Consider the following 24,874-nt stretch of genomic DNA (forward strand, 5'->3'; position numbering starts at 1 on the left):
AAAGGAAGGGGGGATTATTTCCCCCTTTTGATCCGCTTTAATTGTTTTCTTTTGATCCCCTTTGGATAGTGTTCTAACATCGGTAGCTCATGGTTACGTTTTGGCAATACACGGATAATGCCCCACATGCCTTGCTCAATATCCCAACGAATGTTTCCCGATCGATACATATAGTCACCTGGAATAAAAGATAAACCACCAGCACCATAAAAGAGTTCTAAATTCGCTGTATGACCAGCTACGATCTCTCCTACAATGGATTTAATCGTTGAATTGAGATCTTGTGTGTCACTTTTCCAGTAATGCCCATGAAGATGGTACGTGTGTGATCTCCTTCTTTCCGATGGGTTTACGAGACGAATGGTGATTGGGTCACCGGGATGCGCTACAAAGATTGGTGTTGAAGGATCTCCATGTGTTTTGGAACTAAACAGTTTTTTCAGTTCAGGTATGTCACGAAAACGATTAATGAGACGTTCGGTACGATAATTAAACCCACGTGATCCATTGTCATACGTATCGACTAAATCGGGTTCTCCTTCTCCGTTTAACAAGATACCATCAATTGGATCAACAATTAGTTGGTCTTTCTTATCTAATAAACGGGCACCATCATATAACACTTGGGCAAATTCTCGAGTCTCTGGTAAAAACGGTTGTTGTAAAATGACCTGAGAGCTAGTTTTGACTGGCTCGCGGGTGTAAGAATTCAATATTTTCGTTCCTCTTGGTTCAGCCACAAACATACCAAATGTTCCTAATGAACGGTGATTACGGATGTCAGCCATATCCCACATGCCACATGCCCCGACTGGTGCATCGACAAACCATTTATACGTAACAGTTTCTCCTACACCAGCCGTTTGATCAAAATTAAATCCAACAGTTTCTCCAGATGATGTTTGAACATCATATTGAATGAGTTGTGGATGCAAGGATATACGCACAGAAGGTGGATAAAACGCCTGCTCTTTCACTGGCGGATAAGGCCATATACCATCTAAAAATGGGAACTGATCGAATGCTAAAAAGCTCGTTAACTGCACCTCTACAATATCACCCTGATTCGCGCGTATGACGAGCGGTTCAGGATTTTTTTCGCCACATAAAATATCATCCATATCTTCACGAAGTGCAAATACAATACCAAAAGGATCGTGCTCACCGTCTGTACTGTATTGAATCGGAGTGTGAAAGGCGACAATATCAAAATGCTTTATTGGAGCGTTGGTCGGTGCTTCTTTAGGTGGTAAGACTATATCGGCTTTCGGTGGTGGTTCTTCTGTACATTTTGGTAAAGGTTTCGTTCGTTTAGGCGGTAATTTGCGGTCAGGTAAAGGAATGAGGAAATCAACCTCTTGATCAAAAGCACGAATCAACCCCCATAGGCCGTTCCATAAATCTTCTTCTGTTTCAAACGTCCATAAATAATCTCCAGCTCGAATTGTATTGGTTTCGATAGTGAACGATTCGGAAATGCCGATATGCTGTTGGGACTTAAATTCGGAGTCCAAATCCGGACGCTCAGGCTTCCAACGTAAACCATGTATATTAAAACTGTGTGATTCTTCATGAGCTCCTTGCAGAAGACGAATGCGAATCGGGTCTCCTTCGTAGCTTTGCAATATCGGTGTAACCGGATCGCCGTGGACAAATGAACTGAATGAATAAGCAGGATCGCAATCTTTGCCTAATCGAAATTGAAGGGGTTCATTTTTATAGTTGACACCAAATAGTCCAGGATCATCTTCGGACCCGGGAAATTCTGGTGGATTTAATGGATCACCTTTCTTATCATACAAAAAGGTGAAATCCTGTACAAACAATACTTGATCTCGATAATCAGGAATCAATGGGTGAACCGCTGTAACCTGTGTGCCATTATCCACATCTTCACCTGTTTGAGAATCCAAAAACTTCGTAAATCTTGCATGAACGACACCTGAACCGAACACACCGTGTTGCTGATGATAGTTCGCAAATAAATGGTCATGAAAAAACCATGCTTTTAATTCAACATCCGCAAAATATTCGTAACGAATCGTTTGTCCCTGTAATACACTAGAATCATAGTTCCAGCCTACATTTGCACCGTCGTTCACTAACACATCAAATTTGACAAAATGAATATGCAACGCTTCTTCGTACGTCCTCGTTACGAGTTGAAATGCATCTCCATCGGCGATATTTGGCACTCGATTGGTAAAGTTTACACGGATGCAAGTACCTGCTGGCGCATGAAAAGTTAATGGCTCGGGTTCCTTTTCCCCTGAACAAACGGCCTCAATATCTTCATCGAGCACATAAATTCTTGCTTTCGGGTCATTCCATCCTTGTCGGTTATAGATGATCGGTAATTCGATTAATGAGACATTGTACTCTTTAACAAGCGGATTATCTGCTACGCCACATGGATCGGCAAATACTGCTCCAGGTCTTGGGTTTGGAATGGCAGCATTTCTTTCAAGCTTAGTTAAATCACGCCCGCCAACAATACCAAGTGGGGGTCTTGGTGCTTTTCTACCGACTTTGCTGGAATGAAATTTGGGAATCCAGGATTCTTTTCTGTTGGCTTCGGTGGCTTGCGACGATCTGGCAATGGTTGTAGTGGTTGAATCGGCACACCATTCGGATAACATTGACTACCGTCTTGTAAGGTGTTAAAGATACGATTCATGCCCCACATTCCAGCTGCAAAATGCGGATATAAATGGCAGTGAATAATCCCGTCACCAAAAGCTTGTTGCAAACTGCCTAACCCATATAAGGGTTCGACATCATACCAAGCTTGCGGACTGATGGCTTGTGAATCAATAATTTCTGATTCGGTATTTTGGGGATCTTTAAACCATTGGTGGACATGATAATGAAAAGCGTGTGTTTCTTTCCCCCCTGCATGCACCAGTCGTATTTTGGCTGGATCACCGACATATCCTCTCAAAATGGGTGTTGCTGGATCGCCAAATACCCAAGAGTCATGGTGCACTTCTTCGCCATCACAATCTGGACAGACAACGGCTTCTTCAATAAGTCGGTGTCGATTCGTTAATGGTTCAAAGCGATAATTGATGGCGTGTGTGGATTCACTGTCTTGATTCGTCACTGGATTGATGGGACGGTTACCGGTTAAATCTTGAGTCGGCATTTCATCATGAAAGATCCAGGCGTATTCGCGAAATGAAGGGAGAAACGGGTGATGTATATCAGCATACAGTCCGCTATTGAATGGCTTTCCCGTTTCAGGGTCGGTCCAAGATGAGCCTCTTTTCTCTACAAATAATGCGCCAAATAACCCGTTAATGTTCGAGCCATTATCACTACTTGCGGGATTACCTAAATCACTAAATAGAAACGTTCCCTCGTGATTGGCTTTTATTTGATAACAAATTTGTTCTCCACAATCGACGAGAGTATTCTCATTAAACCCAACGTTGGCCCCATCTGAATCCATAACATTATAGTCAGCTTCTTGAAAATGCATGCCTGTGGCAAAGGGTAATTGATTTTCAAACAAAATCTCGACCGTATCCCCATCATTGGCACGAATAACTAAAGGCTGAACAAGGTCAACAGGTGTAAAAGGATTCTTGCGTACGCGTTCACGTACGTGGTTTTCATTTTCCTTTAAAACATAGATCATTCCGTCGGGATTATGATCACCAAAGTTATTCAATACAATCCGTATCGGAATGGCAACTACATGATAGAAACGTTTCATGACTCCCCTCCTTAATAAATTTCATCTTTTAATTCCGGAATGCTAGGACCATTATCTCGTTCAATAAAAAAGGTTTGAATTTGATGAATATGAATATTCCAAATCCGATTTTCTAATTGTGAAATCGAAGTAGTCTCTACATCGATAAATACATGGTCTTCAATCACATCAATGATTTTACCAATGAACACGAAGGGAAAGGCAGGGGTAAGTATAAACACTCTTCTACCAATACCTTCTTCAAAATGTTCAATCAACGCTTGATCATGCAATACATTTATCGTAATAGGCATAAAATTATCGCTCATTCGTTTGATACTCCTCTCTAGTTAGGTTAGTGGAAACGGCATATTACAGTTAAAATTACCAGTCATGTTGGATATTTTTTCTAATGGAAAACTTAAAGGAATAGGAAATTCAAAGAATGGTGCATTTACGAGCTTGATGGTAACGGGAAACAGTGTAATTTGTCCATCCTCAATTTCTGAAATCTTTCCACAAAATATCGGGCGAAATGTTTGCCCAAATAAATTTAACTGATCAGCATTAGTGACTAGTAAGACTTCGTCACCTTTCATTTTTTCTAAATCGTTTAAAAAATGATCACGTTTTTTATTCAAAATATTCACTCCTTTGTACAGTAAGCATAAATTCTTCGATTGCTAGTTATCATATGTTTTTTGCTAGGACTTGTATAGTTCAATGAACTAGAAGGGGAAAACGTTTAGAAAGAAATGTTTGATAATGCTTAACATCCGTAACGTTTTGATATAAGAAATTGTCCTGATTTGAATGAATTGATTCGTTTGGAAGGTAGAAAGATGAATGTAATTGTTTTGACAAGCAACGATTCGGCCAGATTGTTTTTCATTTGTATTGAGTCGAATTTCCACCCAAGTGTTGATCCATGACGCTAAGTTGGTCTGTAATGATTCTTCAAAAAACTGTTGCTTCAAAATATCACGTTTCGCGACCGTTTTCCCAAAGTCATGTAATAACTTGTTTCGTAAATCATTGTCATATATATAATGTTGATGGGAATTTGTATAGTTTGGCACATCAAATGGTATATTAGCTGAATCAATGCTTGCATAAGGGATCCAAAATCGATTCTTTAAATTTGTAAGCATGATAAAATCCCGTCCAATGGTGCTGACTTTACCTTGCGTGTAAATGCGATGATTCCCATGTTTTGAGTAAACTTCTACCTGTTGGTTGCGTTTTGATTTAAAGAATTTTCTGAGTCGGATCGCTTTTCCGTTCCTTTTATCTCTTTTACTAATGTTTAACACATTGGCTTGATCCATATATTCCATCACGAGCCGATTTTCTTCTGTTGTTGTGAATGAAGTTGGTGAGGTAAGTTCATCATTATGTTTTTGATGGCTCTCTTCCTCTGTCATTGTTTCTTGCCTACGTTCTTCCCATAATTGATCAATATATTCAGCTAATGTCGTCGGTTTTTCTTTAGTACTCATAAATACCACCTCATTTATTTGTTTACTTATTATATGAAAACGCACGTCTGCTTGTTTTTTGTTCTTGCGTATACACTCATTTATCGGGCGAATGCATAGGATACATTATAAATAAAAGTGATGGGGGAAAAGAAATAAGATGAATGTGTTAGGCGTAATGTTGTACGTAAATGCATTATTGATTGTTTCATGTTATATGTACGTGTACCGTGATCGAACATTAATTGGATTTCAGCTCGGCATGAATATATCTATGATGGCAGGAAGCTTTTTGGCTATGTCAACGGGAGTGATTTTGATTTATCAATTTCCTCTACAATTTGCGATGGTAACCATTATATCTGTGTTCGTAGGTATGATTACAGGAAGTTTATTTGGCGCGTTATTTGATTATCAAACCTTATTGACAGGATATGTAAATGGAGTGATGGTTGGAATGATGGCACCGATGATCGGTGCTGCAGCGAATTTTAATTTACAGTTTGTATGGTTGATGGAAAGTGTCCTCATTATATCTCTACTGTTGATCGTTTCATCGAGCCGATATGGTTAACTCAAAAAGAGGGGAGAGAGGGAGTTTTGTTGTTTTGGGTAATGTTTTTAATGAACCTTTATATTAGCGTGTGCTTATATCTTATGATCCACAAAAAAAGGAAAATATTTGATGATCGATTTTCGATGATTCTTAGCTATTGTATAAGTAGTGTGTCTAGTATAGCCATTACGCTGCATATCACCTTTCTAGTCGAATTGGATTTTGTTCAATTATCTATCGTGAGTAGTTTCATTGGAGGTGGAATCGGTTGGTTATTCGGATCCCTTCGTACGTTTCAATCTTTACTAGCAGGATTTTCTCACGGGATGATCGGTGGTTTGATGGGAATGATGTTAGGCGCCGTGATACAAGATCCGAGTTTATGTAGTTTACCTGCTTACTATCAGCGTGCCATCGAATTAAACATGGTGATTTTTAGCATATTTACAACTGGTTTGACGACTATGATGTGTGGCATGGTTTATTATGCTTTTCGCGTGTAAGACAATGAGAAAGAAAAAACTTAGAATATTCCGTCGGGAAGCCTGGGATACTAAATATTGTATCTGCTTTTGAAAGGAGGGATAACGTGGAGCTAGATTGGATCTGGAAGTCAATTTTAATTAAAATAAAGGTCATCACACCCCACCACCTGATCATTTGAAATAATCCATTACATAGTACGTCCAAAATATGATAGAAATGGGTGAACTTAAATGAATACTGCTAATATATTAACGATTATTGGATTTGTAACAATTGTACTGGTCTTGTTGTTATTAGTAGGCTTTATTTTTTACATATATCGGATTGATAAAAATCAAAGACAGCATCCCGTATTAAGAAATTATCCTGTCATTGGTCATGTGCGTTATTTTTTTGAAAAAATCGGACCTGAATTTAGGCAATATTTCTTCGATCATGATAATGAAGGAAAACCTTTTTCGAGAAGAGAATTTCAGCATATTGTCCGTAAAGCGAAATATAAACGAGATGTGATTGGCTTTGGTTCACAACGAGATTTTGAAGAACCAGGTTTTTTTATACGAAATTCATTATTTCCGAAGTTAACGAAAGAATTACGCATTGATTGGGAAACAACAGTGGAAACGAAACGATATTTATTGTTAAAAGACCCACTGTTTATGGAAAGAAAAGAGGAATTGGAAACGGAACAATCGAGTGCTTATCTTTTACCTGAAGAAGATGCGATCGTGATCGGATCACAAACACCTCATCCATTTATCGTACGAGGACAAATTGGTATGTCGGCGATGAGTTATGGATCACTTGGCGATCGGGCGATTACGACATTATCAAAAGGATTAGGCATTGCAAAAGGATCTTGGATGAATACAGGAGAGGGAGGACTGTCGGAATATCATTTAAAAGGGGACGTTGATTTAATGATGCAAATTGGCCCTGGATTATTCGGTGTACGGGATAAACAAGGGAATATGGACTGGGATAAATTACGTGAGAAAAGTGAAATTCCGCAACTCAAAGCCTTTGAAGTCAAGCTAGCACAAGGTGCAAAAACACGTGGTGGACATATTGATGGTGAAAAAGTGACCGAAGAGATTGCACGTATTCGAAATGTTGAGCCATTTGAGCCAGTGGATAGCCCCAACCGATTTGAAGCGTTACAAGAGCCTAAGTCATTGTTACGTTTTATCGATAAGATTCGAGATTGTGCTGAAAAACCTGTAGGAATGAAAGTAGTGATTGGCAGCAGTCATGAGGCAGAAGACATTGCCAAGGCTATTGATGATACACAAATCGCTCCTGATTTTATTACGATTGATGGGGGAGAGGGGGGGACAGGTGCTTCATATCAGGAATTAACTGATAGTGTAGGGTTACCAATTAAGTCAGCTTTACCCTTAGTTGATGACGCTTTGAAAACATATGGTGTCAGAGATCAAGTGAAAATTATTGCATCCGGTAAATTGTCTTCGCCTGATCAAGCTGCTATTGCATTAGCATTAGGAGCAGACCTTATTAATATCGCTCGTGGGCTTATGTTTACAGTGGGGTGCATTCAGACATTGAAATGTGCTTCCAATGCTTGTCCAGTAGGTGTTGCAACGACTGATCCAGAGCTTCAGAAAGCATTAGTGATTGATGAAAAGAAATGGCGTACAGCGAACTATATAATTACCATGAGAAAAGGATTGTTCCGCGTGGCTGCAGCAGCTGGGCTCGAATCGCCGCTTCAATTGGATCGGCAACATGTTGTGTTTAAAGATGAAAAAGGAAAAATTGAAGAATGGTAGTTAACGTTATAACATGTGCCACCCAAATGTTTGGATGGCACAATTCATTAGCGATCCGTGTAGAGAATGGATCCGACATCTGTTTCGTCTAAATAATCCTCATACGCTTCGTGTTTTTCATTGACACCGATATATTTTCCATGACTATCAGCTAAAAGAAAGCTCTCGACGTCTTCCGCTGATCCAACAAGCTCATCTGAATGATAATACATGTTGTCATAATCCTTTTCAGTGTCATAAAAATCAGAAGGACCATCGGAAGATCCGTATTTTTCGACTTGTTGCCAAGCGTCTTCTCGATCAAAAATAACCGATTCTTCTTCCGCCAATTCGGTATCAGTCATTTGAATATTTGCATCAAGTATATCCTCCTCAATGGGTCTTGTACGTTTGACTGATTGTTCGGCATGTTTTCTACAGCGTTTCGTTGTGGGCATTGCCAACATTCTGTCAGTTGGAATATCTTCATTACAAACTTCGCATATACCGTAATTTCCGTCATCAATCGCTTGTAAAGCTTTTTCTATATCTTTTAATTCTTGTTCTGAATGATCATTTAATGCCACATCTTTTTCTCGCTCATATAATTCAGTACCCGTATCTGCAGGATGATTATCATAATTGGCTAATTCAGAAACAGAGGATTTTAATAATTCTTGATCCAATCCGAAGTGGTCTGATAAATGTGCTGCGATTTGTGATTGGCGCTCGGTTAACTCATCTTTACATTGTTGTAATTGATCATGATTTAACAACCTCAACACCTCCCATTTAACGAGCAGTCTTAGTATATCCAGAATCGCTTTGAAAAAACGATTGTGAATGTTGGAAATCTCGCCAAAAGGGTAAATAAAAAGCAGGCGAATAGAAAATAATATTAAAGAAAATCCTGATGTATGACTACATCAGGATAAGATTACGTTTGGTTCGCTTCAAACGTAGCAATATGATTTTCGTAGTTAAGGGTAACAGCAATTTCGTCCCAACCATTTAATAACATTTCACGTTTATAATCATCGATGTCAAATGTCGTTTCAAATCCTTGGTTATCAAATACTTTTTTCGATTCAAGATCTACTGTTAGATGATACGTATCGGCTTCAGCGTTATCAATTAATGTTTGGACCTTATCTTCTGGCAATTTAACGGGTAAAATCCCATTCTTTGTACAATTGTTAAAGAAGATATCAGCGAAACTAGGAGCGATGATCACGCGAAATCCATAATCTTCTAATGCCCAAGGTGCGTGTTCACGAGATGAACCGCAACCGAAATTTTCACCAGCCACTAAAATGGATGCACCGTCATACTTAGGCTGATTAAGAGAAAAGTCTTCGCGCAATTTACCTTTTGAATCAAAGCGCCAGTTGTAAAAAACAAATTGGCCAAAGCCTTTACGTGAGATTCGTTTTAGAAACTGTTTGGGAATAATTTGATCGGTATCAATATTGGCACGGTTTAATGGATAAACCAAGCCTTGGTGTTTACGAATCGGTTCCATGCTTTACGTAGCCTCCTTATTGATCATTTTAGCTAGGTGTTGGTACAGAAAGATGACGAACATCAACAAAATGCCCTTTAATCGCTGCAGCAGCAGCCATCTCTGGACTGACTAGATGAGTACGTGCACCAGTACCTTGACGGCCTTCAAAGTTACGGTTGGAAGTAGAAGCACAACGTTCTCCTTCTGGTACCACATCATCATTCATCGCTAGACACATGCTACACCCAGCCGCTCTCCATTCAAAGCCTGCATCTTTAAAAATTTGATCAATTCCTTCTTCTTCTGCAGCAGTTTTCACACTATGTGAGCCAGGAACGACCATTGCCCGTACGTTCGGGTGAACTTTTTGTCCTTTTATAATCGATGAGGCTTTACGAAGATCAGCTAAACGCGAATTTGTACATGAACCAATAAATACGTGTTCGATTTCGACGGAAGAAATAGGTTCGCCACCTTCAAGTCCCATATATTCAAGCGCGCGTTCAATATCATTGCGTTCGTTGTCATCTTTGGCATCATCAATTGTTGGGACATTTGCACTTACTGGAATACACATACTTGGATTGGTTCCCCAAGATACTTGTGGTTCAATTTCATCGGCATTTATTTCTAGCACTTCGTCATAAATTGCACCATCATCGGTTGCTAGTGACTTCCAATCTTCAGCTGCACGTTCAAAAGCTTCTCCTTCTGGAACGTAGCGTTTGCCGCGCAAGAATTCAACCGTTGTATCATCAGGACTAATTAACCCTGCGCGTGCACCTGCTTCAATAGACATGTTACAAATCGTCATACGACCTTCCATTGGCAAGTTGCGAATCGCTTCACCGGTATATTCGATAATATGTCCTGTACCGAATTTGACACCAAATTTACCGATGATAGCAAGAATTAAGTCTTTTGCGGTTACCCCTGTACCTAACGTACCATTGACTTTTACGTTCATTGTTTTTGGTTTTGCTTGCCATACGGTTTGTGTAGCTAACACGTGTTCGACTTCACTTGTTCCAATACCAAAGGCCAACGCTCCAAATGCACCGTGAGTAGAAGTATGGCTATCTCCACATACAATTGTTTTTCCTGGTTGCGTAAGACCAAGCTCAGGTCCAATCACGTGAACGATTCCCTGATCGGGATGATGAATATCTGCTAACGGTACATCAAATTCTTCGCAGTTATCTTTCAATGTTTCCATTTGTGTTTTGGAAACTTCGTCTTTAATGACGTTACGATGAATCGTTGGTACGTTATGATCCATGGTTGCAAACGTTAAGTCTGGACGACGGACTTTTCGATTATTGATTCGCAGTCCCTCGAATGCTTGGGGGGAGGTGACCTCATGAACCAAATGCAAATCGATATACATTAAATCTGGTTTACCTTCTTCTTGGTGAACCATATGTCTATCCCAAATCTTTTCAATAATCGTCTTTGGTTTTCTCATTTTTCACACTCCTTACGTTGAGATTTTTGTTCATGTTCAGATCAATCTACACTTTTTATTGCTTGAATGATTAGTCGAGTCATTTCTTCTGTATTGACGAGTTGGCCGTTTTCGTTATTAAGATCGGCTGTATGGTAATTTTGGTTGATCACTGATTCAACTGCTGATTCAATGGCATTTGCTTCATCGTTCAACGCAAATGAATAACGGAGCATCATCGCAGCTGATAAAATCATAGCTATAGGGTTCGCAATTCCTTTTCCTGCAATATCTGGTGCTGAGCCGTGCGCTGGTTCATACAAACCAACCCCGTTTTCTGCTAAGCTTGCGGAAGGTAACATCCCAAGTGACCCTGTAAGAACAGAAGCCTCATCACTTAAAATATCACCAAACATGTTCTCCGTTACAATGACATCGAAATCAGTCGGGTCGGTAATTAATTTCATTGCCGCAGCGTCAACTAAAACGTGATCTACCGTTACATCAGGGTATTCCTTACGTTTTTCTTCAACGATTTCTCTCCATAGTTTACTAGATTCTAAAACGTTGGCTTTATCAACCGAAGTAAGGTGCTGATTTCGAATTTGAGCACTTTGAAATGCCTTGTCAATAATGCGCTCCATCTCTTCTTTGGTATAGGAGAGTGTGTCGATGACGGCATTACCGTTATCCTGTCTTTCACTTGGTTTTCCGAAATATAGTCCACCGGTTAGTTCGCGAACAATTAGTAAATCACTGCCTTGAATGATTTCTTCTTTTAATGGTGAAGCGTGTACCAATTGTTTAAACCCTTTAACAGGACGTAAATTTGCATATAAGTCTAACGCTTTTCGAATGCCGAGTAGTCCTCGTTCTGGTCGAAGATCGGAAGGATTTTGATCCCATTTGGGTCCACCAACGGCACCTAATAATACAGCGTCAGCACCTTTGCATCCTTTCACTGTATCTTTAGGAAGGGGAGTACCATGTTGGTCAATAGCACTCCCACCAATATCATACGTTGAAAATTCAAAGTTTATATCATACGTTTCACTAATTGCCTCTAGTACTTGTTTTGCTGCCTTGGTGACTTCAACTCCAATTCCATCACCAGGGAGCATGGCTATTTTTTTACTCACGCAACGGACCTCCTACGAAATGAATTACGATGATGAAGCTATATCAGCTTGTGTTTGATAAATGGCACGATTGACACCATTCAAATAAGCCTCAACAGCAGCTTCGAGTACGTCTTGTGCAGAAGCTCTGCCACTAACATTCACATCATCAACTGTCATGCTTACATGAACTTCAGCCAAGGCATCACGACCTTGCCCAATAGAATTCAGTTGAAAATCTGTCAAATGCGTCTCTTCACGTACGATTTGATCGAGTGTGTTGTATAATGCTTCTACACTTCCTTGTCCTGTACCAGTATGCTCAATCGTTTCTTCATTTGGAGCAGTTAAAATGACGGTTGCTTTTGGTTTATCCGAAGAACGATATTGCACGTTAAAGTCTTGCATTTGATATCTTTTTACATTCGACGTGTCTGTTTGAATATCTGTTAAAATAGAAAACAGGTCGTCATCAGTGACTTCTCTTTTGCGATCTGTCAATTGTTTGAATGCTTTAAATGCTTCTTTGAGTTTTTCTTCTGATAAATCATATCCAAGCTGCTTAATCTTATCAGTAAAAGCATGACGCCCCGAATGTTTACCTAACACGAGGTTATTGGATTGCACGCCAACCAATTCAGGTGTTATAATTTCATAAGTTTGAGCATTTTTTAATACACCATCTTGGTGGATACCAGATTCATGAGCAAATGCGTTTCGGCCAACAACAGCTTTGTTTGCTGGAACTGTCATACCAGTAAACTTACTCGCAAGGTCACTCGTACGTTTAATTTCATTTAATGTTAAGTTTGTATAAAAAGGATAATAATCATTACGAATATTTAATGCAACGCCAAACTCTTCTAATGCAGCATTCCCTGCACGTTCGCCAATGCCGTTAATCGTACCTTCAACTTGTGTCGCTCCATTCTCGATGGCAGCAAATGAGTTCGCAAGGGCCATACCTAAGTCATCGTGACAATGGCAAGATAAATCAACCTTTTCGATATTTGGGACATTTTCCTTCAAATAGCGAAACATGTGACCATATTCTGTTGGCATCGTGTAGCCAACGGTGTCTGGAAGGTTAATCACGGTGGCACCTGCATCAATCACTTTTTCAATAATCTTTGCTAAGAAATCAAGATCCGTTCGAGATGCATCTTCAGCTGACCACTCAACATGATTAAATTTCTTCTTTCCGTACTTCACCATTTCTACTGCTGTTTCAATCACTTCTTCAGGTGTTTTCTGTAATTTATATTCCATATGAATAGGGGAGGTCGCGATAAAAATGTGAAGTCTCGGATCGGCTGCATTTTTTAATGCTTCTGCGCAGGCGTCAATATCAGACTTCACTGCACGTGCCAAACCAATAACAGATACGTTTTTCACGGTTTCTGCAATTTGCTTTACTGCATTGAAATCGCCTTGGGAGGAAGCAGGAAAGCCTGCCTCCATAATATCTACGCCAAAGCGTTCCAATTGCTTAGCAAGTTCTACTTTCTCAAGTTTGTTCAAATTGACACCAGGAGATTGTTCACCATCTCTTAATGTGGTGTCGAAAATTTTAATTTGAGTTTGAGTCATCAGAGACCACTTCCTTTTTATTTATCGCCTTTTGTTTTACAAATGGCATTAATTCACGCAACTCTTTACCTACTTCTTCAATTAGGTGTTGACTTTCTTGGTTGTTAATCGCGTTGAATCGTGGTCTATTGGTTTGATTTTCAAGAATCCATCCTTGGGCAAATTCACCGTTTTGGATATCAGATAAGATATCTTTCATTCGGTCTTTTGTGCTGTCATCAATGACGCGTGGACCAGATACAAAGTCACCCCATTGTGCAGTATCAGAAATGGAATAACGCATACCTTCAAGTCCGCCTTCATACATCAAATCGACAATGAGTTTTAGCTCGTGTAGACATTCGAAGTAGGCAACTTCTGGTTGATATCCGGCATCGACTAATGTTTCAAAACCTGCTTTTACAAGGCTAGAAAGACCACCACATAGTACAGCTTGCTCACCAAACAAGTCTGTTTCTGTTTCTTCTTGGAAAGATGTTTCAAGAATGCCAGCACGACCAGCGCCAATTCCTTTAGCATACGCTAGCGCAAGGTCTGTTGCCTTACCAGTAGGGTTTTGAAAGATACCGTATAGTGACGGTACACCAGCGCCATCTTCAAACGTTCTGCGTACTAAATGACCAGGTCCTTTTGGCGCAACAAGAAATACATCAACATCTTCTGGTGGTACAACCTGTCTGAAATGAATGTTAAAGCCGTGAGCAAAAACTAATGCATTGCCAGCTTCTAAGTTCGGCTTAATGCTCTCTTCATAAATACGTGGCTGATATTCGTCTGGAAGTAGGATCATGATGACGTCTGCTGCTTTTGTAGCATCAGCGACGGATTGTACTTCGACGCCATCTTCAACTGCTTTATCCCAGGATTTCCCTTTACGCAAGCCGACAACAACGTCAAAGCCACTTTCTTTTAAATTTAATGCATGTGCATGACCTTGAGAGCCATACCCGATAATCGCGATTTTTTTAGATTGTAATACCCCTTCATCAATATTATGGTTATAAAGTACTTTTGTCATAATAATACATCCTCTCATAAAAGTTTAGTTAATTTATATTAATGAAAATTAATATCTAGTTCAATAGTGAGTAAAACTGGTTTTCTTTTTGATCAGGTTGTTGGCCTCGTGTGAATGCTGTTAAGCCAGTTCTAGCAAGTTCCTTAATGCCATATGGTCTCAACAGTTCGATTAATGCTTCAATTTTATCTGGCTTTCCAGTCACTTGAATCGAAAGGCTATCTTTACTTACATCAATGATCGAAGCACGGAAGGGTTCAATAATCCCTTGAATCTCACTACGCAACTGGCTATTGCTGACAATCTTAATCAGTGCCAGTTCACGAGCAACAATGGCTTTTTCAGTGATATCGGACACTTTGATGACATCAATTTGTTTATTTAATTGTTTCGTTACTTGTTCGAGTTTCTGATAATCTTCGACGTCGACGACAAATGTCATTTTTGAAATATTTTCGGACTCTGTTTGCCCAACCGAAATGCTTTCTATGTTAAATTGACGACGTTGTAAGAGTCCAGTGACGCGGTTTAACACGCCACTTCGATCTCTTACCGTAGCTGTAATGATTCGTTTCATGGTTTCACCCCAATCATTTCGTTTAGTCCTTTACCTGGTGCAATCATTGGAAATACGTTTTCTTGTTGAATCACTCGACAGTCAACAACGACTGGACCTTCATAATCAAAGATTTCTGGTAAAGCTTTTTCGAATTCATCTTGCGTCGATAGCTTCATTCCCTTGATATTATATGATTCAGCTAACTTGACGAAATCCGGCTGAATACTGAAGATTGATTCAGAATATCGTTCTGAATAAAATGCTTCTTGCCATTGTCGAACCATGCCTAAAGCTTCATTGTTAACGATAATCACTTTTACCGGTAATCCTCGTTCTTGCAATATAGATAATTCCTGCATGGTCATTTGAAAACCGCCATCACCAACAATAGCCACGACCTGTTCATTTGGTTGTGCGAGTTGTGCACCGATGGCTGATGGGAATCCGAATCCCATGGTTCCTAATCCACCAGAAGATACCCAACGATCTGGCTTTGTGAATTGATAGTATTGTGCTGCCCACATTTGGTGTTGCCCTACGTCTGTTGTAACAATCGCATCTCCTTTGGTTGCTTCATGAATTTTTTTAATTACCCATTGACCAATCATTTCTTGGTCTGGATTATTGAACCAAAGTGGGTAATTTTCTTGGTTTTCATGAATTCTTACGAGCCAATCATCATGCGATGGCTTCTCGATTTCTTGCGCTTGTAATTGTTTGATCGCTTCTTTGGCATCACTAACGATTGGTATTTGTGTTGGTACATTTTTACCAATTTCCGCTGGATCGATATCGATATGAGCAATTGTTGCATTTGGCGCGAATGAAGCCAAGTTTCCAGTTAATCGATCATCAAAACGAGCGCCAATGTTAATTAATAAATCACATTCATATAGTGCGGTGTTGGCTGCATATGTCCCATGCATGCCCGCCATTCCTAAAAATAGCGGATGGTCTCCAGGGAAACCGCCTAACCCCAATAACGTCGATGTTACTGGTAGAGAATAAGTCTCGGCAAATTGCTGTATCTCTTCAGATGCACCAGAGAACAATACACCAGCTCCCGTTAAAATGATCGGTTGTTTTGCATCTCCGATCGCTTTTGCTAATTTCTTCACTTGCAAAGGGTTTGGTTTTGTTGTTGGTTGATATCCAGGTAAGTCAATTTCAGCGTGTGTTGTTAATGTTTCTTCAACGACTTGTGCTGAAATATCCTTAGGAATATCAATTAATACCGGCCCTTTTCGTCCTGTAGATGCAATATGAAATGCTTCTTTTACGGTTTGTGGCAAATCAGCTAAATCACGAACTTGATAATTGTGCTTCGTAATCGGAGTTGTAATTCCCATCACATCTGCTTCTTGGAAACCGTCCGTGCCGATTAAGCCTCGAGCGACTTGCCCTGTAATCACGACAAGTGGTAAAGAGTCAATCATCGCATCTGCTAAGCCAGTGACTAAATTTGTTGCTCCAGGTCCTGAAGTCGCGATCACAACACCAGGTTTTCCTGAAACGCGTGCAAAGCCTTCTGCTGCGTGGATTGATCCTTGCTCATGTCGCGCTAGGATTTGATTAAACGAGCCTTTTGCCTTGTATAAAGCGTCAAAGATAGGTAAAACAGCGCCGCCAGGGTAGCCAAACAGTGTATCTACATTTTGATCAATTAAGGATTCGACTAATAAATCAGCACCTGTTTTTGGTTCATTTTCTTCTGTAGATACTGTTTCAGCCTGTTTTTTTGCTTGTTCCACGTTAATCCCTCCTAAGAAATAATGGTTATGAATATTGATAGAATCATTTCATCTGATTGACTTTTATTACATATAATCGAAATATAGAAAAAAGGCCTATTCTAACTTGTGCATTGCTTCTATATTAAAAGCGAATGAACAAGGGAGAAAAGGCCTTTCTTTTCACGGTACCACCCTGATTTACAACATTCTCACGAATATTGCCTCATGAAGCTATACGTCGTTGGATAGCTTCGTTTTGATAACAGGTGGAGCACACCCGGTAAAACTTAGTTTGCCCACAAAGCAGTTCAGTTTTACACTCAGGGATGAGTATCGAAATAGATGTATTACCAAGCTTCCAGCACCCTTGGCTCTCTGTTAATACAGTTTCCTATTTCTTTGTTCCCTTCAACGTTTTTTATGCTGATATGATGTTATATTTTACTTTTAAACGTATTTTATTCTACGCATTTCACGTTTACTATTAAATATCTGATTGACGACAATAATACAACCAATTTCGTCTTTGGTCAACCGTTTTTTAATAATTTTCTGACATTAATTTTATCGAGAACACAACGTAAGCGATACCATTGTTATCTTATTAAGGATTTGCGAAGTTTAAACTTTTTGTAAACTAAGTATTTGATTGACTATTGTTTGATTATCATATATTTTACAATGTATGAAAACAGTCAGAAAAGGTGAGAAAAATGCACACTTTATGCATTATACCGTGTGGACGGAAAAAAATTTGGGATAAATATTCCTATCAAGGGCCTACTGAAGCGAAAGATGCTTATATTGGTGTTTTGCATCGTCTATGCCGTCAATATGTACGTATGCATGACCTTGATTGGGTGATTTTATCAGCAAAATATGGGTTGTTGTGCCCTGAAGACGTAGTATGGGGAAATTATGATGTTTCGTTTCATGATAAGAAATCAAAAATTATACCAATGCACACGATGAAGCAACAAAAACAAGAGAAAAAGTTAGCCCGTTACAAAAATATTATTGTGTTGGCTGGGAAAAAGTATCAACCGATTGTGAATGAACTTTTTTCCGAAGCACATAGGATTCAATATCCTCTGTTGGGAACGAAGGGAATCGGTGACATGCAATCGAGATTAAAATCAGCTATTGAAACTGGACATGTGATTCACAAATAGGAGGTTTTTACATGAAGGCTTATGTACTAAGAAGTGGAACATTATCACAAGAACAAATGAAAGAACCAGTGATTCATAACAATCAAGTGAAAATTAAGATGAAAAGTGCTGGTTTGAATCATCGCGACTTGAAGATTCCAGAACGATACACGAAAGAAGATCCATTGATTTTAGGTTCTGATGGGCTGGTGTGATACAAGAAATTGGGGAGGAAGTGACACGGTTTTCCGTTGGAGATGAGGTAATCATAAATCCTAGTTTATATTGGTATGAAAAATCAGAAGCACCGCCGGCAAATTTTGAAATCCTTGGCATGCCTCATCACGGCACATTAGCAGAAAAAGTTGCGATTTCTGAAGATTTCGTCGAACCAAAACCTGCTCATTTTTCTTGGGAAGAAGCAGGAGTGTTTACACTCTCAGCTGTAACGGGTTATCGAGCATTAATGACAAAAGCTCAAATCCAGTCAGACGATACATTATTCATCCTGGTGTAGGTGGGGGAGTAAATACACTCATTATTTTATTGGCAAAAGCAATCGGCGCGCGTGTGATAACGACATCACGTCATCAGTCAAAACTCACAAAAGCAACATCAATAGGGGCAGATCGTGTGTTACAAACGGATGCAGATTGGCAAAAAGAATTAAACGGTGAAAAAATCGATGTTGTGATTGAAAGTGTAGGTGGAGCGACATTTAATCGTTCGCTCGATGTGTTAAAGAAAGGGGGAAGGATTGTTACATTTGGTTCCTCAACGAATGATCAAATCACTTTTAATTTGCGGAGCTTCTTCTATGGTCAATATCATTTATATGGTTCGACGATGGGAAGTAGGGAAGAGTTACATTCGTTATTGGACTTTGTGAATCAATATCGCATTCAACCGGTTCTTGATCAAACATTTACACTAGATGAAATGGAACATGCTTGGGCCCGCTTGCAAGAACAAGAGCAGTTTGGAAAGATTGCCATTCGTCTAGATAGCTAAAAAGCGCAATAACCTTTAAAGAAGGTGAAAAACACAAGAAGGCTGGATATAACTAATTAGAAAGAACGAGAATCCGAACAATCTAAGAGAAATTGAAGCGATATTAATGTTCGGATTTTCCTTTCTACTTACTCTTTTGTCTATCAGAGAATTGTTATCTATCTATACAGTATATAATTACTCTCCTTTCGGTTTAAAGAGGATAGCGCCAATCATTCCGAAAATAATAGCAGCTGATATACCAGAGCTTGTTACTTCAAACATGCCGGTTACTACGCCGATTAACCCATGTTTTTCGGCTTCCTCTAAAGCCCCGTGAACGAGAGAATTACCAAAACTTGTGATAGGAACGGTAGCACCAGCTCCTGCAAAATCAATGAGTGGTTCGTATAGACCAAATCCATCTAATATTGCTCCGCCAACAACAAGTATACTTAATGTATGTCCTGGTGTAAGTTTTCCGACATCTAACAGTAATTGACCGACTACACAAATCAATCCACCTATGACAAATGACCAAACAAAAACCATTGATGTATCACCTCATTCTCTTAATCGTTATTTTCAATGGAGACGGCATGTGCAATGCACGGTATGGTTTCTTTTTGTTGCACCGTTAATGGTGATAACAAAGCACCTGTAGCAACAACTAAAATTTTATTACACAACTTTTTGTTTAATTGTTGAATAAAATGTCCATATGTAACGACTGATGAACACGCAGTTCCACTTCCACCTGAGAAGACAGGTTGTGATGGCTTGTAAATGATGAGTCCGCAATCCAGTAATTGATTTTCGCTCATTTGGTGATTTTGCTGGAGTAACATCTCATAACAAAGGTTTCGTCCAATTTTTCCTAAATCTCCTGTAATAATGAAGTCATAATAATCTGCTTGTACACCTCTTTCTAGAAGATGTGTGTTGATCGTGTCAAAAGCTGCGGGTGCCATGGCTCCTCCCATATTGAATGGATCGGTCATATCACGATCAATCACTTTTCCAACAGTAGCAGACGTTACTTTAGGACCATTTCCTTGTTTAGCAAGAAGAGCTATACCACTACCAGTAACGGTCCACTGTGAAGTCTCTGGCTTTTGGCTGCCGTATTCCGTCGGGTAACGGAATTGTCTCTCAGCCGCCGCATGATGACTAGCCGCTCCTGTTAATACATAATTTGCATTTGATTGGCTAAGAATCGATGCCGACAAAGCCAACCCTTCCATGGAGGTAGCGCAAGCATTAAACATACCGAGAAACGGAATATCAAAATCACTAGCTGCAAAATTGGTTGGCGTTAATTGATTAATTAAGTCGCCATGAAGAAATACATTAATATCTTCAAAGGAAAGGTTTGCTTTTTCTGTGGCAATTTTACTCGCCTCATAAATTAAATGGCGGTGAGCTTGTTCAAATGTTTTTTCTTCCATCCATTGATCCGAGAAAAATAGGTCAAAATCATCGGCTATATTCCCTTGGGCTTCAAATGGACCGCCTACAATTCCCGTTGATATTATAGCTGGAGGTTGTTCGAACATCCAAGTTTGTCTTCCTAACAGCATTACATTCCACTCCAATACGAAAATAGTGTTTTGATGAGCGCAATAACAAAAGCAGAAAAGACACCAAATAAAATGACAGAACCAGCTAACTTAAACATATTACCACCAACCCCTTGAACAAAGCCTTCGGTGCGATGCTCAATGGCTGCAGAAATGACAGCATTCCCAAATCCTGTTACCGGTACAGCTGTGCCTGCCCCTGCAAATTGTGCGATTCGATCATAGATACCAAAACCTGTTAATAACATCGTGATAAAAATTAATGTGGCAGTAGTTGGATTTCCTACCGTTTCTTCCGTGAAGTTAAAAAAATACATATAAGTAGTTGAAATGGCTTGACCGAAAACACAAATGAGTCCACCAATGATAAATGCTTTGATGCAGTTTTTTAATAGAGGCCGCTTTGGTTCGACAGATTGTTCATAATCTTTATAGTTTGATGACTGTTGACTCAAGATTTTTTCACTCCCGTCATGTTTTTTCTTTTTGTAATTTCTTTAGTTGTTTGAGCTTTTTTTTCAACTTGACTTTATCGGTTTCGTTGTTTTTTTGTAACTGATGAAGTTCCATATAAAATTTTTGGTCGGATGTGACTGTAATATCTTTCATTTGTAATGCTTTTTTTAACTTTTTTTCAACTTCTTTTTCGATCGTTTGCTCATTCAATTGTTGAAACGTATGGGCTTGAATGGCAATAAATAATTGTTGTTCGATCGCCATGCCAATGTATGAATGAATACGATCATCGTCTTGCAAAATGGTATCAGCGGTCTTCGATAAGGGATCAGATGACTGATAATCTTGATGGGTAATATTTGTTGATTGTGGTGAATGGTATTCGTTATTTTCATTGGATGATTCTTGATTTGAAGAACACCCTGTGATTAGTAAACATAAAAGACCAATGGATAAAATATAGTTTTTGAATCGGATCATCATATCTCTTCCTTTAATAAAATGTAGTGTTACTTTTATTATGTTGGTTGGAATAAAAAAAACTATACACAGTATTTTTTCATGTTTTATGGAAATAGGCATTATTGGAAGAAGATTTATTAAAATTGTTAAATTGTTGAAACTTTTTGGGTGTTTTATTCGTCAATTAGAGTAGAGATTAGACAAGGTTAGTGATTGGAGGAAGTGATAAATGTGGAAAAAGATATGGCTGGTTTTACTATTTATCACTTTGATTGCGATCGTTGTTTTCATTTACATACGTGGAGCTATTTCACCTACGTTAGCCAATACGGTGAATGTCGAAAAGGCCTATAAAGACTTTATCATTCACCTGCGTATTGAGGGAACAGAAGATGGCTTTCAAGTGTTACGAGCGCTTGAATATACTGGTGATAAAAAGGTCAGTATATCTCATCGAACACCGTTAATAGAAGTGTCAGTAGGAAAGGATAACGGGACATTTACAGGTAACTTAATTACGAAAGAACTACAACCTTCTATCCGTTATTATGCACAAGAACCGTTAGCACTCGATTCAAAAGAAGTAGGTGAACATAAAGTATATATACATGCGCAATTTTTATTTCAAGGCGAGTGGCAAGACATAAAAACAACCAAAACGATTACATTTGAATAAAGTATAAACATATTCCAAACAAAAGGTAGTTATCTATTGGTCAAAAGATAACTACCTATGTCTTCATTAGTCATTCTGTTTCTTGTAATCAATAATTTTTATTTGTCCATTTTCTTTGGCGATTTGCAATTGATACTTGCGAGTTTCCTCTGTTTCCTTATAATCTTCATCACGGATTGTTGCTTTGACTTGAACATTTACCGTCACTTCTTGATTTTCAATCGGATGTAACTTTACACGATCCACCGTGATTTTTATTATTGACTTGAATGTTTGCCGAAAGGACGTATAATCCATACTTTCTTGTTTTGCGCTGCCAAGCAAAGTATAGGCATTGATATAATCACGAATCGATATACTCTCAAAAAAATATTTCGAAATATATTTCGCATTTTCAGTAAATGCTTCTTTATCAAACGATTGATTGGCTAGATTTGGGTAGGATAAATCCTTGTCTTTCGCAGATTCAACCCAGTTAGTTATTTGATCATTGACGCGAAACATCGGAATGCTAAAGCCAATATCAGTATCTTCTACTCCTGCTGCGTTAATACCAATGACTTCACCTGTTTCACGTAATATCAGCGGTCCACCGCTGTTCCCGTGAGTGATATCAGCTGAAATTTGATAGGCTTGTTCATAATCATAATTATTAATTGAAAAAGAACGTTCTGTACCAACAATTAATCCTAAAGAGACAGCATTTTGATAGCCGATCGGACTCCCAACTGCTAAAATTTCATCACCAATTTCAGCTTCATAATCCGGATTATAAGTTAAAGGTTTAATGTTTTGTAATTCTGGTACGCGAATGAGGGCGATATCGTCTGTCATTTCGTGGTTAATAATAGCTGCCGGAAATGTACGTGTATTCGATAGCTTAACGACTACACGTTCAGCATCTTCAATGACGTGTGCATTCGTAACAATATCACCTCGATGATTAATAACAAATCCTGCTCCACTTTTGGTACGCGCTTCATTACTAGCTTCAATTTGAACGACAGCTTTTTGTGCTTGATGAATGATTTCCTTTAAACTTTGATCACCATTTTGGCTGTCGATTGATGATACGAGTGTATTCTCTGCTTCTAATGGCTCATGCTTCCAAGAGTGAATAACATAAAATATGATAGATGTTATAGCTAGAACGGAAACCATGATGATTAAAATTTTCCGTCTTGTTGAACGTATTTGCATATAATGGCCTCCTATTAATCGTTTAAGAACCATGTGATTTCATCAGTTGCTATCTCATAAGTCTTATCTTCTTCTGCCACATTTGAATGTGTGAATTCAATTTGACCCACTTCATTCGGATAAAGGGTTTCTGGGTAAACATAGACTTCATGTTGAAGAAGCTCGTTATCTCCGCCATCTTTTATCGTGTATTGAACTAAAATGGAATGGATCGGGACGCTTGCAACACTTTTTAATTCACCCGTTACCTTTAGATCGTTTTTATCTTGTTTTATGTCTAAATTCAGCAATTCAACGGCATCATTTTGATTAACCTCTTTTTCTTCCTCGAATTTCGTAAGAGCTTGTTCAATTCGTTGCTCTCGAGCAGTTTCAAATGCCACTTTTTCTTTATTAATTGTCGTTTCTAAATTTTTTAATTGTTCTGACTCACCTAAGATCGTTAAACTGTCTTCTACGACTGTTAAAGCTTGAGAAAATTGATTTTCTTCTAACAAATTTGTTGCTTTCTTCGTCGTCATAGATATCAGTTTTTCTTCTGTTTTTTGCTTTAAATTCTCGGTTTGCTTATTATTAATGGATTCCAATTGATATAGAATAGCTTTCAATGTATCAGTTGTTGGCTCATCATCTAATTTAGTCGTTAGTTGCTGGATTAATGTTTCATCTTCTTTGACTTGAAGTTCTTGCTGTAATTGCTCAACTAGTTGGCCAGTATAACTCTCTAATTTTGACTCAATTTGATGGATGATCGAGAGCGACTCATTATATTGCTTTTGTTCATTTAATGCGTTGATATTGGCTATTTCTTCTTGATATGTGATGGCTTTTTCTAAAAATTGTGATACTTGTTGGGCCACAGGAAAGTTCTTTTTTTTGTTCAAAGCTTGATCTGTAAGTTGTTTCGCTTGCTCATAATCTCCAATTAATGCCATCTCTTCAGCTTGTTTGAATTTAGCTAATGCCTTCTGCTCCTGATATGACAAAAAGAAATGCGCAGAAAGTACGGATATGATGCCAATTAAAATAAGAGTCATTGGGAGAATGAGCTTTTTCCATGATCTCTTTTCAACATAAGCTCGATTTTCCAAATTTTCTGGTAATGATTCACCACAGGTTACACAAAAATTTTCCGTTTGTTCGACTTGATTTCCGCAATATGGGCAATAATACAATGTAGCACCACCTTTTGATGATCATGATTAAAATTTATACGGGTACGATTTTCTATCCATTATTGTCAAATTGTTATCTTACGGTATAATAGTAGTAAATCTCCAAAAACGAGGTGTAAATATGAGTGCGATTTTAGGCATTTTATGTTTTGTTATATTAATCGGTTGTATCGGTTATAGCATTTTTGACCGTGTATAATGTACACAAATACTTATCAATGATTAGTGGAGA

The 24,874-nt window shown here is 38.7% G+C and carries 25 protein-coding genes and 1 pseudogene; 8 read left to right on the top strand and 18 right to left on the bottom strand.

Features of this window, described 5'->3' with window-relative positions:
• Nucleotides 1–14: 14 nt before the first annotated feature.
• The 4 genes and pseudogenes from J416_RS06635 to J416_RS06650 all read right to left on the bottom strand — a co-directional run bounded on the left by J416_RS06635 (nt 15) and on the right by J416_RS06650 (nt 5,196).
• Nucleotides 15–3,718: pseudogene (locus tag J416_RS06635) on the bottom strand (multicopper oxidase domain-containing protein).
• A gap of 11 nt (nt 3,719–3,729) precedes the next feature.
• Nucleotides 3,730–4,026 carry a hypothetical protein gene (locus tag J416_RS06640; RefSeq protein ID WP_003467154.1) on the bottom strand — a complete coding sequence of 99 codons (297 nt, stop codon included), beginning with the start codon at nt 4,024–4,026 and terminating at the stop codon, nt 3,730–3,732.
• Nucleotides 4,027–4,047: 21 nt separating this feature from the next.
• Nucleotides 4,048–4,338, bottom strand: coding sequence for a hypothetical protein (locus tag J416_RS06645; RefSeq protein ID WP_003467155.1), 291 nt, complete (start codon nt 4,336–4,338; stop codon nt 4,048–4,050).
• An 87-nt stretch (nt 4,339–4,425) separates the two neighbouring features.
• Nucleotides 4,426–5,196 carry a hypothetical protein gene (locus J416_RS06650; protein WP_003467156.1) on the bottom strand — a complete coding sequence of 257 codons (771 nt, stop codon included), beginning with the start codon at nt 5,194–5,196 and terminating at the stop codon, nt 4,426–4,428.
• Nucleotides 5,197–5,335: 139 nt separating this feature from the next.
• On the opposite strand from J416_RS06650, the gene J416_RS06655 reads away from it, so the two are divergent.
• The 3 genes from J416_RS06655 to J416_RS06665 all read left to right on the top strand — a co-directional run bounded on the left by J416_RS06655 (nt 5,336) and on the right by J416_RS06665 (nt 8,007).
• The gene (locus J416_RS06655; protein ID WP_003467157.1) at nt 5,336–5,749 is read left to right on the top strand and encodes a hypothetical protein; all 414 of its coding nucleotides are present in this window, start codon (nt 5,336–5,338) and stop codon (nt 5,747–5,749) included.
• A 29-nt stretch (nt 5,750–5,778) separates the two neighbouring features.
• Nucleotides 5,779–6,234: a hypothetical protein gene (locus J416_RS06660; RefSeq protein WP_052000941.1), complete on the top strand. Its 456-nt coding sequence runs from the start codon at nt 5,779–5,781 to the stop codon at nt 6,232–6,234.
• A gap of 213 nt (nt 6,235–6,447) precedes the next feature.
• A complete protein-coding gene (locus J416_RS06665; protein WP_003467161.1) occupies nt 6,448–8,007 on the top strand; it encodes an FMN-binding glutamate synthase family protein in 1,560 nt (519 codons plus the stop codon).
• Between the two features lie 47 nt (nt 8,008–8,054).
• Here the strand turns inward: J416_RS06665 and J416_RS06670 are convergent, their stop codons facing one another.
• The 8 genes from J416_RS06670 to ilvB all read right to left on the bottom strand — a co-directional run bounded on the left by J416_RS06670 (nt 8,055) and on the right by ilvB (nt 16,970).
• Nucleotides 8,055–8,762, bottom strand: a complete 708-nt coding sequence (locus J416_RS06670; protein ID WP_003467163.1) for a TraR/DksA C4-type zinc finger protein — start codon at nt 8,760–8,762, stop codon at nt 8,055–8,057.
• 161 nt (nt 8,763–8,923) lie between these two features.
• Nucleotides 8,924–9,508, bottom strand: coding sequence for a 3-isopropylmalate dehydratase small subunit (gene leuD, locus J416_RS06675; protein WP_003467165.1), 585 nt, complete (start codon nt 9,506–9,508; stop codon nt 8,924–8,926).
• Nucleotides 9,509–9,536: 28 nt separating this feature from the next.
• Nucleotides 9,537–10,955 carry a 3-isopropylmalate dehydratase large subunit gene (gene leuC, locus J416_RS06680; RefSeq protein ID WP_003467167.1) on the bottom strand — a complete coding sequence of 473 codons (1,419 nt, stop codon included), beginning with the start codon at nt 10,953–10,955 and terminating at the stop codon, nt 9,537–9,539.
• A gap of 41 nt (nt 10,956–10,996) precedes the next feature.
• Nucleotides 10,997–12,073, bottom strand: a complete 1,077-nt coding sequence (leuB, locus tag J416_RS06685) for a 3-isopropylmalate dehydrogenase (RefSeq protein WP_003467169.1) — start codon at nt 12,071–12,073, stop codon at nt 10,997–10,999.
• 24 nt (nt 12,074–12,097) lie between these two features.
• Complete coding sequence (locus J416_RS06690) at nt 12,098–13,642, bottom strand: 2-isopropylmalate synthase (RefSeq protein ID WP_003467171.1); 1,545 nt, start codon at nt 13,640–13,642, stop codon at nt 12,098–12,100.
• A complete protein-coding gene (gene ilvC, locus J416_RS06695; RefSeq protein ID WP_003467182.1) occupies nt 13,623–14,660 on the bottom strand; it encodes a ketol-acid reductoisomerase in 1,038 nt (345 codons plus the stop codon). The genes J416_RS06690 and ilvC overlap by 20 nt, the downstream gene beginning before the upstream one ends.
• 55 nt (nt 14,661–14,715) lie before the next feature.
• Nucleotides 14,716–15,237, bottom strand: coding sequence for an acetolactate synthase small subunit (ilvN, locus tag J416_RS06700; protein WP_003467184.1), 522 nt, complete (start codon nt 15,235–15,237; stop codon nt 14,716–14,718).
• A complete protein-coding gene (gene ilvB / locus J416_RS06705) occupies nt 15,234–16,970 on the bottom strand; it encodes a biosynthetic-type acetolactate synthase large subunit (protein ID WP_003467185.1) in 1,737 nt (578 codons plus the stop codon). The genes ilvN and ilvB overlap by 4 nt, the downstream gene beginning before the upstream one ends.
• 695 nt (nt 16,971–17,665) lie before the next feature.
• On the opposite strand from ilvB, the gene J416_RS06710 reads away from it, so the two are divergent.
• The 4 genes from J416_RS06710 to J416_RS16580 are packed head-to-tail and all read left to right on the top strand — an operon-like array spanning nt 17,666 to nt 19,114.
• Complete coding sequence (locus J416_RS06710; protein ID WP_003467186.1) at nt 17,666–18,124, top strand: DUF6884 domain-containing protein; 459 nt, start codon at nt 17,666–17,668, stop codon at nt 18,122–18,124.
• Between the two features lie 11 nt (nt 18,125–18,135).
• Entirely contained in the window at nt 18,136–18,318 is a 183-nt protein-coding gene (locus J416_RS16570; RefSeq protein WP_003467187.1) for a hypothetical protein, read from the top strand.
• Nucleotides 18,315–18,620, top strand: a complete 306-nt coding sequence (locus J416_RS16575) for an MDR/zinc-dependent alcohol dehydrogenase-like family protein (RefSeq protein WP_338029448.1) — start codon at nt 18,315–18,317, stop codon at nt 18,618–18,620. Before J416_RS16570 ends, J416_RS16575 begins: the two co-directional genes overlap by 4 nt.
• A 53-nt stretch (nt 18,621–18,673) precedes the next feature.
• A complete protein-coding gene (locus J416_RS16580) occupies nt 18,674–19,114 on the top strand; it encodes a zinc-binding dehydrogenase (protein ID WP_338029449.1) in 441 nt (146 codons plus the stop codon).
• Between the two features lie 177 nt (nt 19,115–19,291).
• Here J416_RS16580 and spoVAE read toward each other — a convergent pair whose 3' ends face one another.
• From spoVAE to J416_RS06735, 4 genes are read right to left on the bottom strand one after another with little or no spacing between them, the layout of a single operon-like run.
• Nucleotides 19,292–19,645 carry a stage V sporulation protein AE gene (gene spoVAE / locus J416_RS06720; protein ID WP_003467188.1) on the bottom strand — a complete coding sequence of 118 codons (354 nt, stop codon included), beginning with the start codon at nt 19,643–19,645 and terminating at the stop codon, nt 19,292–19,294.
• Nucleotides 19,646–19,665: 20 nt separating this feature from the next.
• Nucleotides 19,666–20,673 carry a stage V sporulation protein AD gene (gene spoVAD, locus J416_RS06725; RefSeq protein WP_003467189.1) on the bottom strand — a complete coding sequence of 336 codons (1,008 nt, stop codon included), beginning with the start codon at nt 20,671–20,673 and terminating at the stop codon, nt 19,666–19,668.
• Nucleotides 20,673–21,128 (bottom strand): stage V sporulation protein AC, encoded by a 456-nt coding sequence (gene spoVAC, locus J416_RS06730; protein WP_003467190.1) that lies wholly within the window; start codon nt 21,126–21,128, stop codon nt 20,673–20,675. The genes spoVAD and spoVAC overlap by 1 nt, the downstream gene beginning before the upstream one ends.
• A gap of 16 nt (nt 21,129–21,144) precedes the next feature.
• The gene (locus tag J416_RS06735; RefSeq protein ID WP_003467194.1) at nt 21,145–21,609 is read right to left on the bottom strand and encodes a hypothetical protein; all 465 of its coding nucleotides are present in this window, start codon (nt 21,607–21,609) and stop codon (nt 21,145–21,147) included.
• A gap of 211 nt (nt 21,610–21,820) precedes the next feature.
• On the opposite strand from J416_RS06735, the gene J416_RS06740 reads away from it, so the two are divergent.
• The gene (locus J416_RS06740; protein ID WP_003467198.1) at nt 21,821–22,267 is read left to right on the top strand and encodes a hypothetical protein; all 447 of its coding nucleotides are present in this window, start codon (nt 21,821–21,823) and stop codon (nt 22,265–22,267) included.
• A gap of 66 nt (nt 22,268–22,333) precedes the next feature.
• Here the strand turns inward: J416_RS06740 and J416_RS06745 are convergent, their stop codons facing one another.
• On the bottom strand, nt 22,334–23,467 hold the full coding sequence (locus J416_RS06745; protein ID WP_003467200.1) for a S1C family serine protease: 1,134 nt from the start codon (nt 23,465–23,467) through the stop codon (nt 22,334–22,336).
• Between the two features lie 14 nt (nt 23,468–23,481).
• Complete coding sequence (locus J416_RS06750; RefSeq protein WP_003467203.1) at nt 23,482–24,642, bottom strand: zinc-ribbon domain-containing protein; 1,161 nt, start codon at nt 24,640–24,642, stop codon at nt 23,482–23,484.
• Between the last annotated feature and the right edge of the window lie 232 nt (nt 24,643–24,874).

The organism is Gracilibacillus halophilus YIM-C55.5 (assembly GCF_000359605.1).
Taxonomy (GTDB): Bacteria; Bacillota; Bacilli; order Bacillales; family Amphibacillaceae; genus Gracilibacillus; species Gracilibacillus halophilus.

Coding starts and splice junctions, on each gene's coding strand:
- spoVAD (WP_003467189.1), bottom strand. CDS start 20,673: ATGCTGTTAGGAAGACAAACTTGGATGTTCGAACAACCTCCAGCTATA.
- J416_RS16570 (WP_003467187.1), top strand. CDS start 18,136: ATGAAGGCTTATGTACTAAGAAGTGGAACATTATCACAAGAACAAATG.
- ilvN (WP_003467184.1), bottom strand. CDS start 15,237: ATGAAACGAATCATTACAGCTACGGTAAGAGATCGAAGTGGCGTGTTA.
- J416_RS06650 (WP_003467156.1), bottom strand. CDS start 5,196: ATGAGTACTAAAGAAAAACCGACGACATTAGCTGAATATATTGATCAA.
- J416_RS06690 (WP_003467171.1), bottom strand. CDS start 13,642: ATGACTCAAACTCAAATTAAAATTTTCGACACCACATTAAGAGATGGT.
- leuC (WP_003467167.1), bottom strand. CDS start 10,955: ATGAGAAAACCAAAGACGATTATTGAAAAGATTTGGGATAGACATATG.
- J416_RS06740 (WP_003467198.1), top strand. CDS start 21,821: ATGTGGAAAAAGATATGGCTGGTTTTACTATTTATCACTTTGATTGCG.
- J416_RS06710 (WP_003467186.1), top strand. CDS start 17,666: ATGCACACTTTATGCATTATACCGTGTGGACGGAAAAAAATTTGGGAT.
- leuD (WP_003467165.1), bottom strand. CDS start 9,508: ATGGAACCGATTCGTAAACACCAAGGCTTGGTTTATCCATTAAACCGT.
- ilvC (WP_003467182.1), bottom strand. CDS start 14,660: ATGACAAAAGTACTTTATAACCATAATATTGATGAAGGGGTATTACAA.
- J416_RS06640 (WP_003467154.1), bottom strand. CDS start 4,026: ATGAGCGATAATTTTATGCCTATTACGATAAATGTATTGCATGATCAA.
- J416_RS06735 (WP_003467194.1), bottom strand. CDS start 21,609: ATGATCCGATTCAAAAACTATATTTTATCCATTGGTCTTTTATGTTTA.
- J416_RS06745 (WP_003467200.1), bottom strand. CDS start 23,467: ATGCAAATACGTTCAACAAGACGGAAAATTTTAATCATCATGGTTTCC.
- J416_RS06655 (WP_003467157.1), top strand. CDS start 5,336: ATGAATGTGTTAGGCGTAATGTTGTACGTAAATGCATTATTGATTGTT.
- spoVAE (WP_003467188.1), bottom strand. CDS start 19,645: ATGGTTTTTGTTTGGTCATTTGTCATAGGTGGATTGATTTGTGTAGTC.
- J416_RS06665 (WP_003467161.1), top strand. CDS start 6,448: ATGAATACTGCTAATATATTAACGATTATTGGATTTGTAACAATTGTA.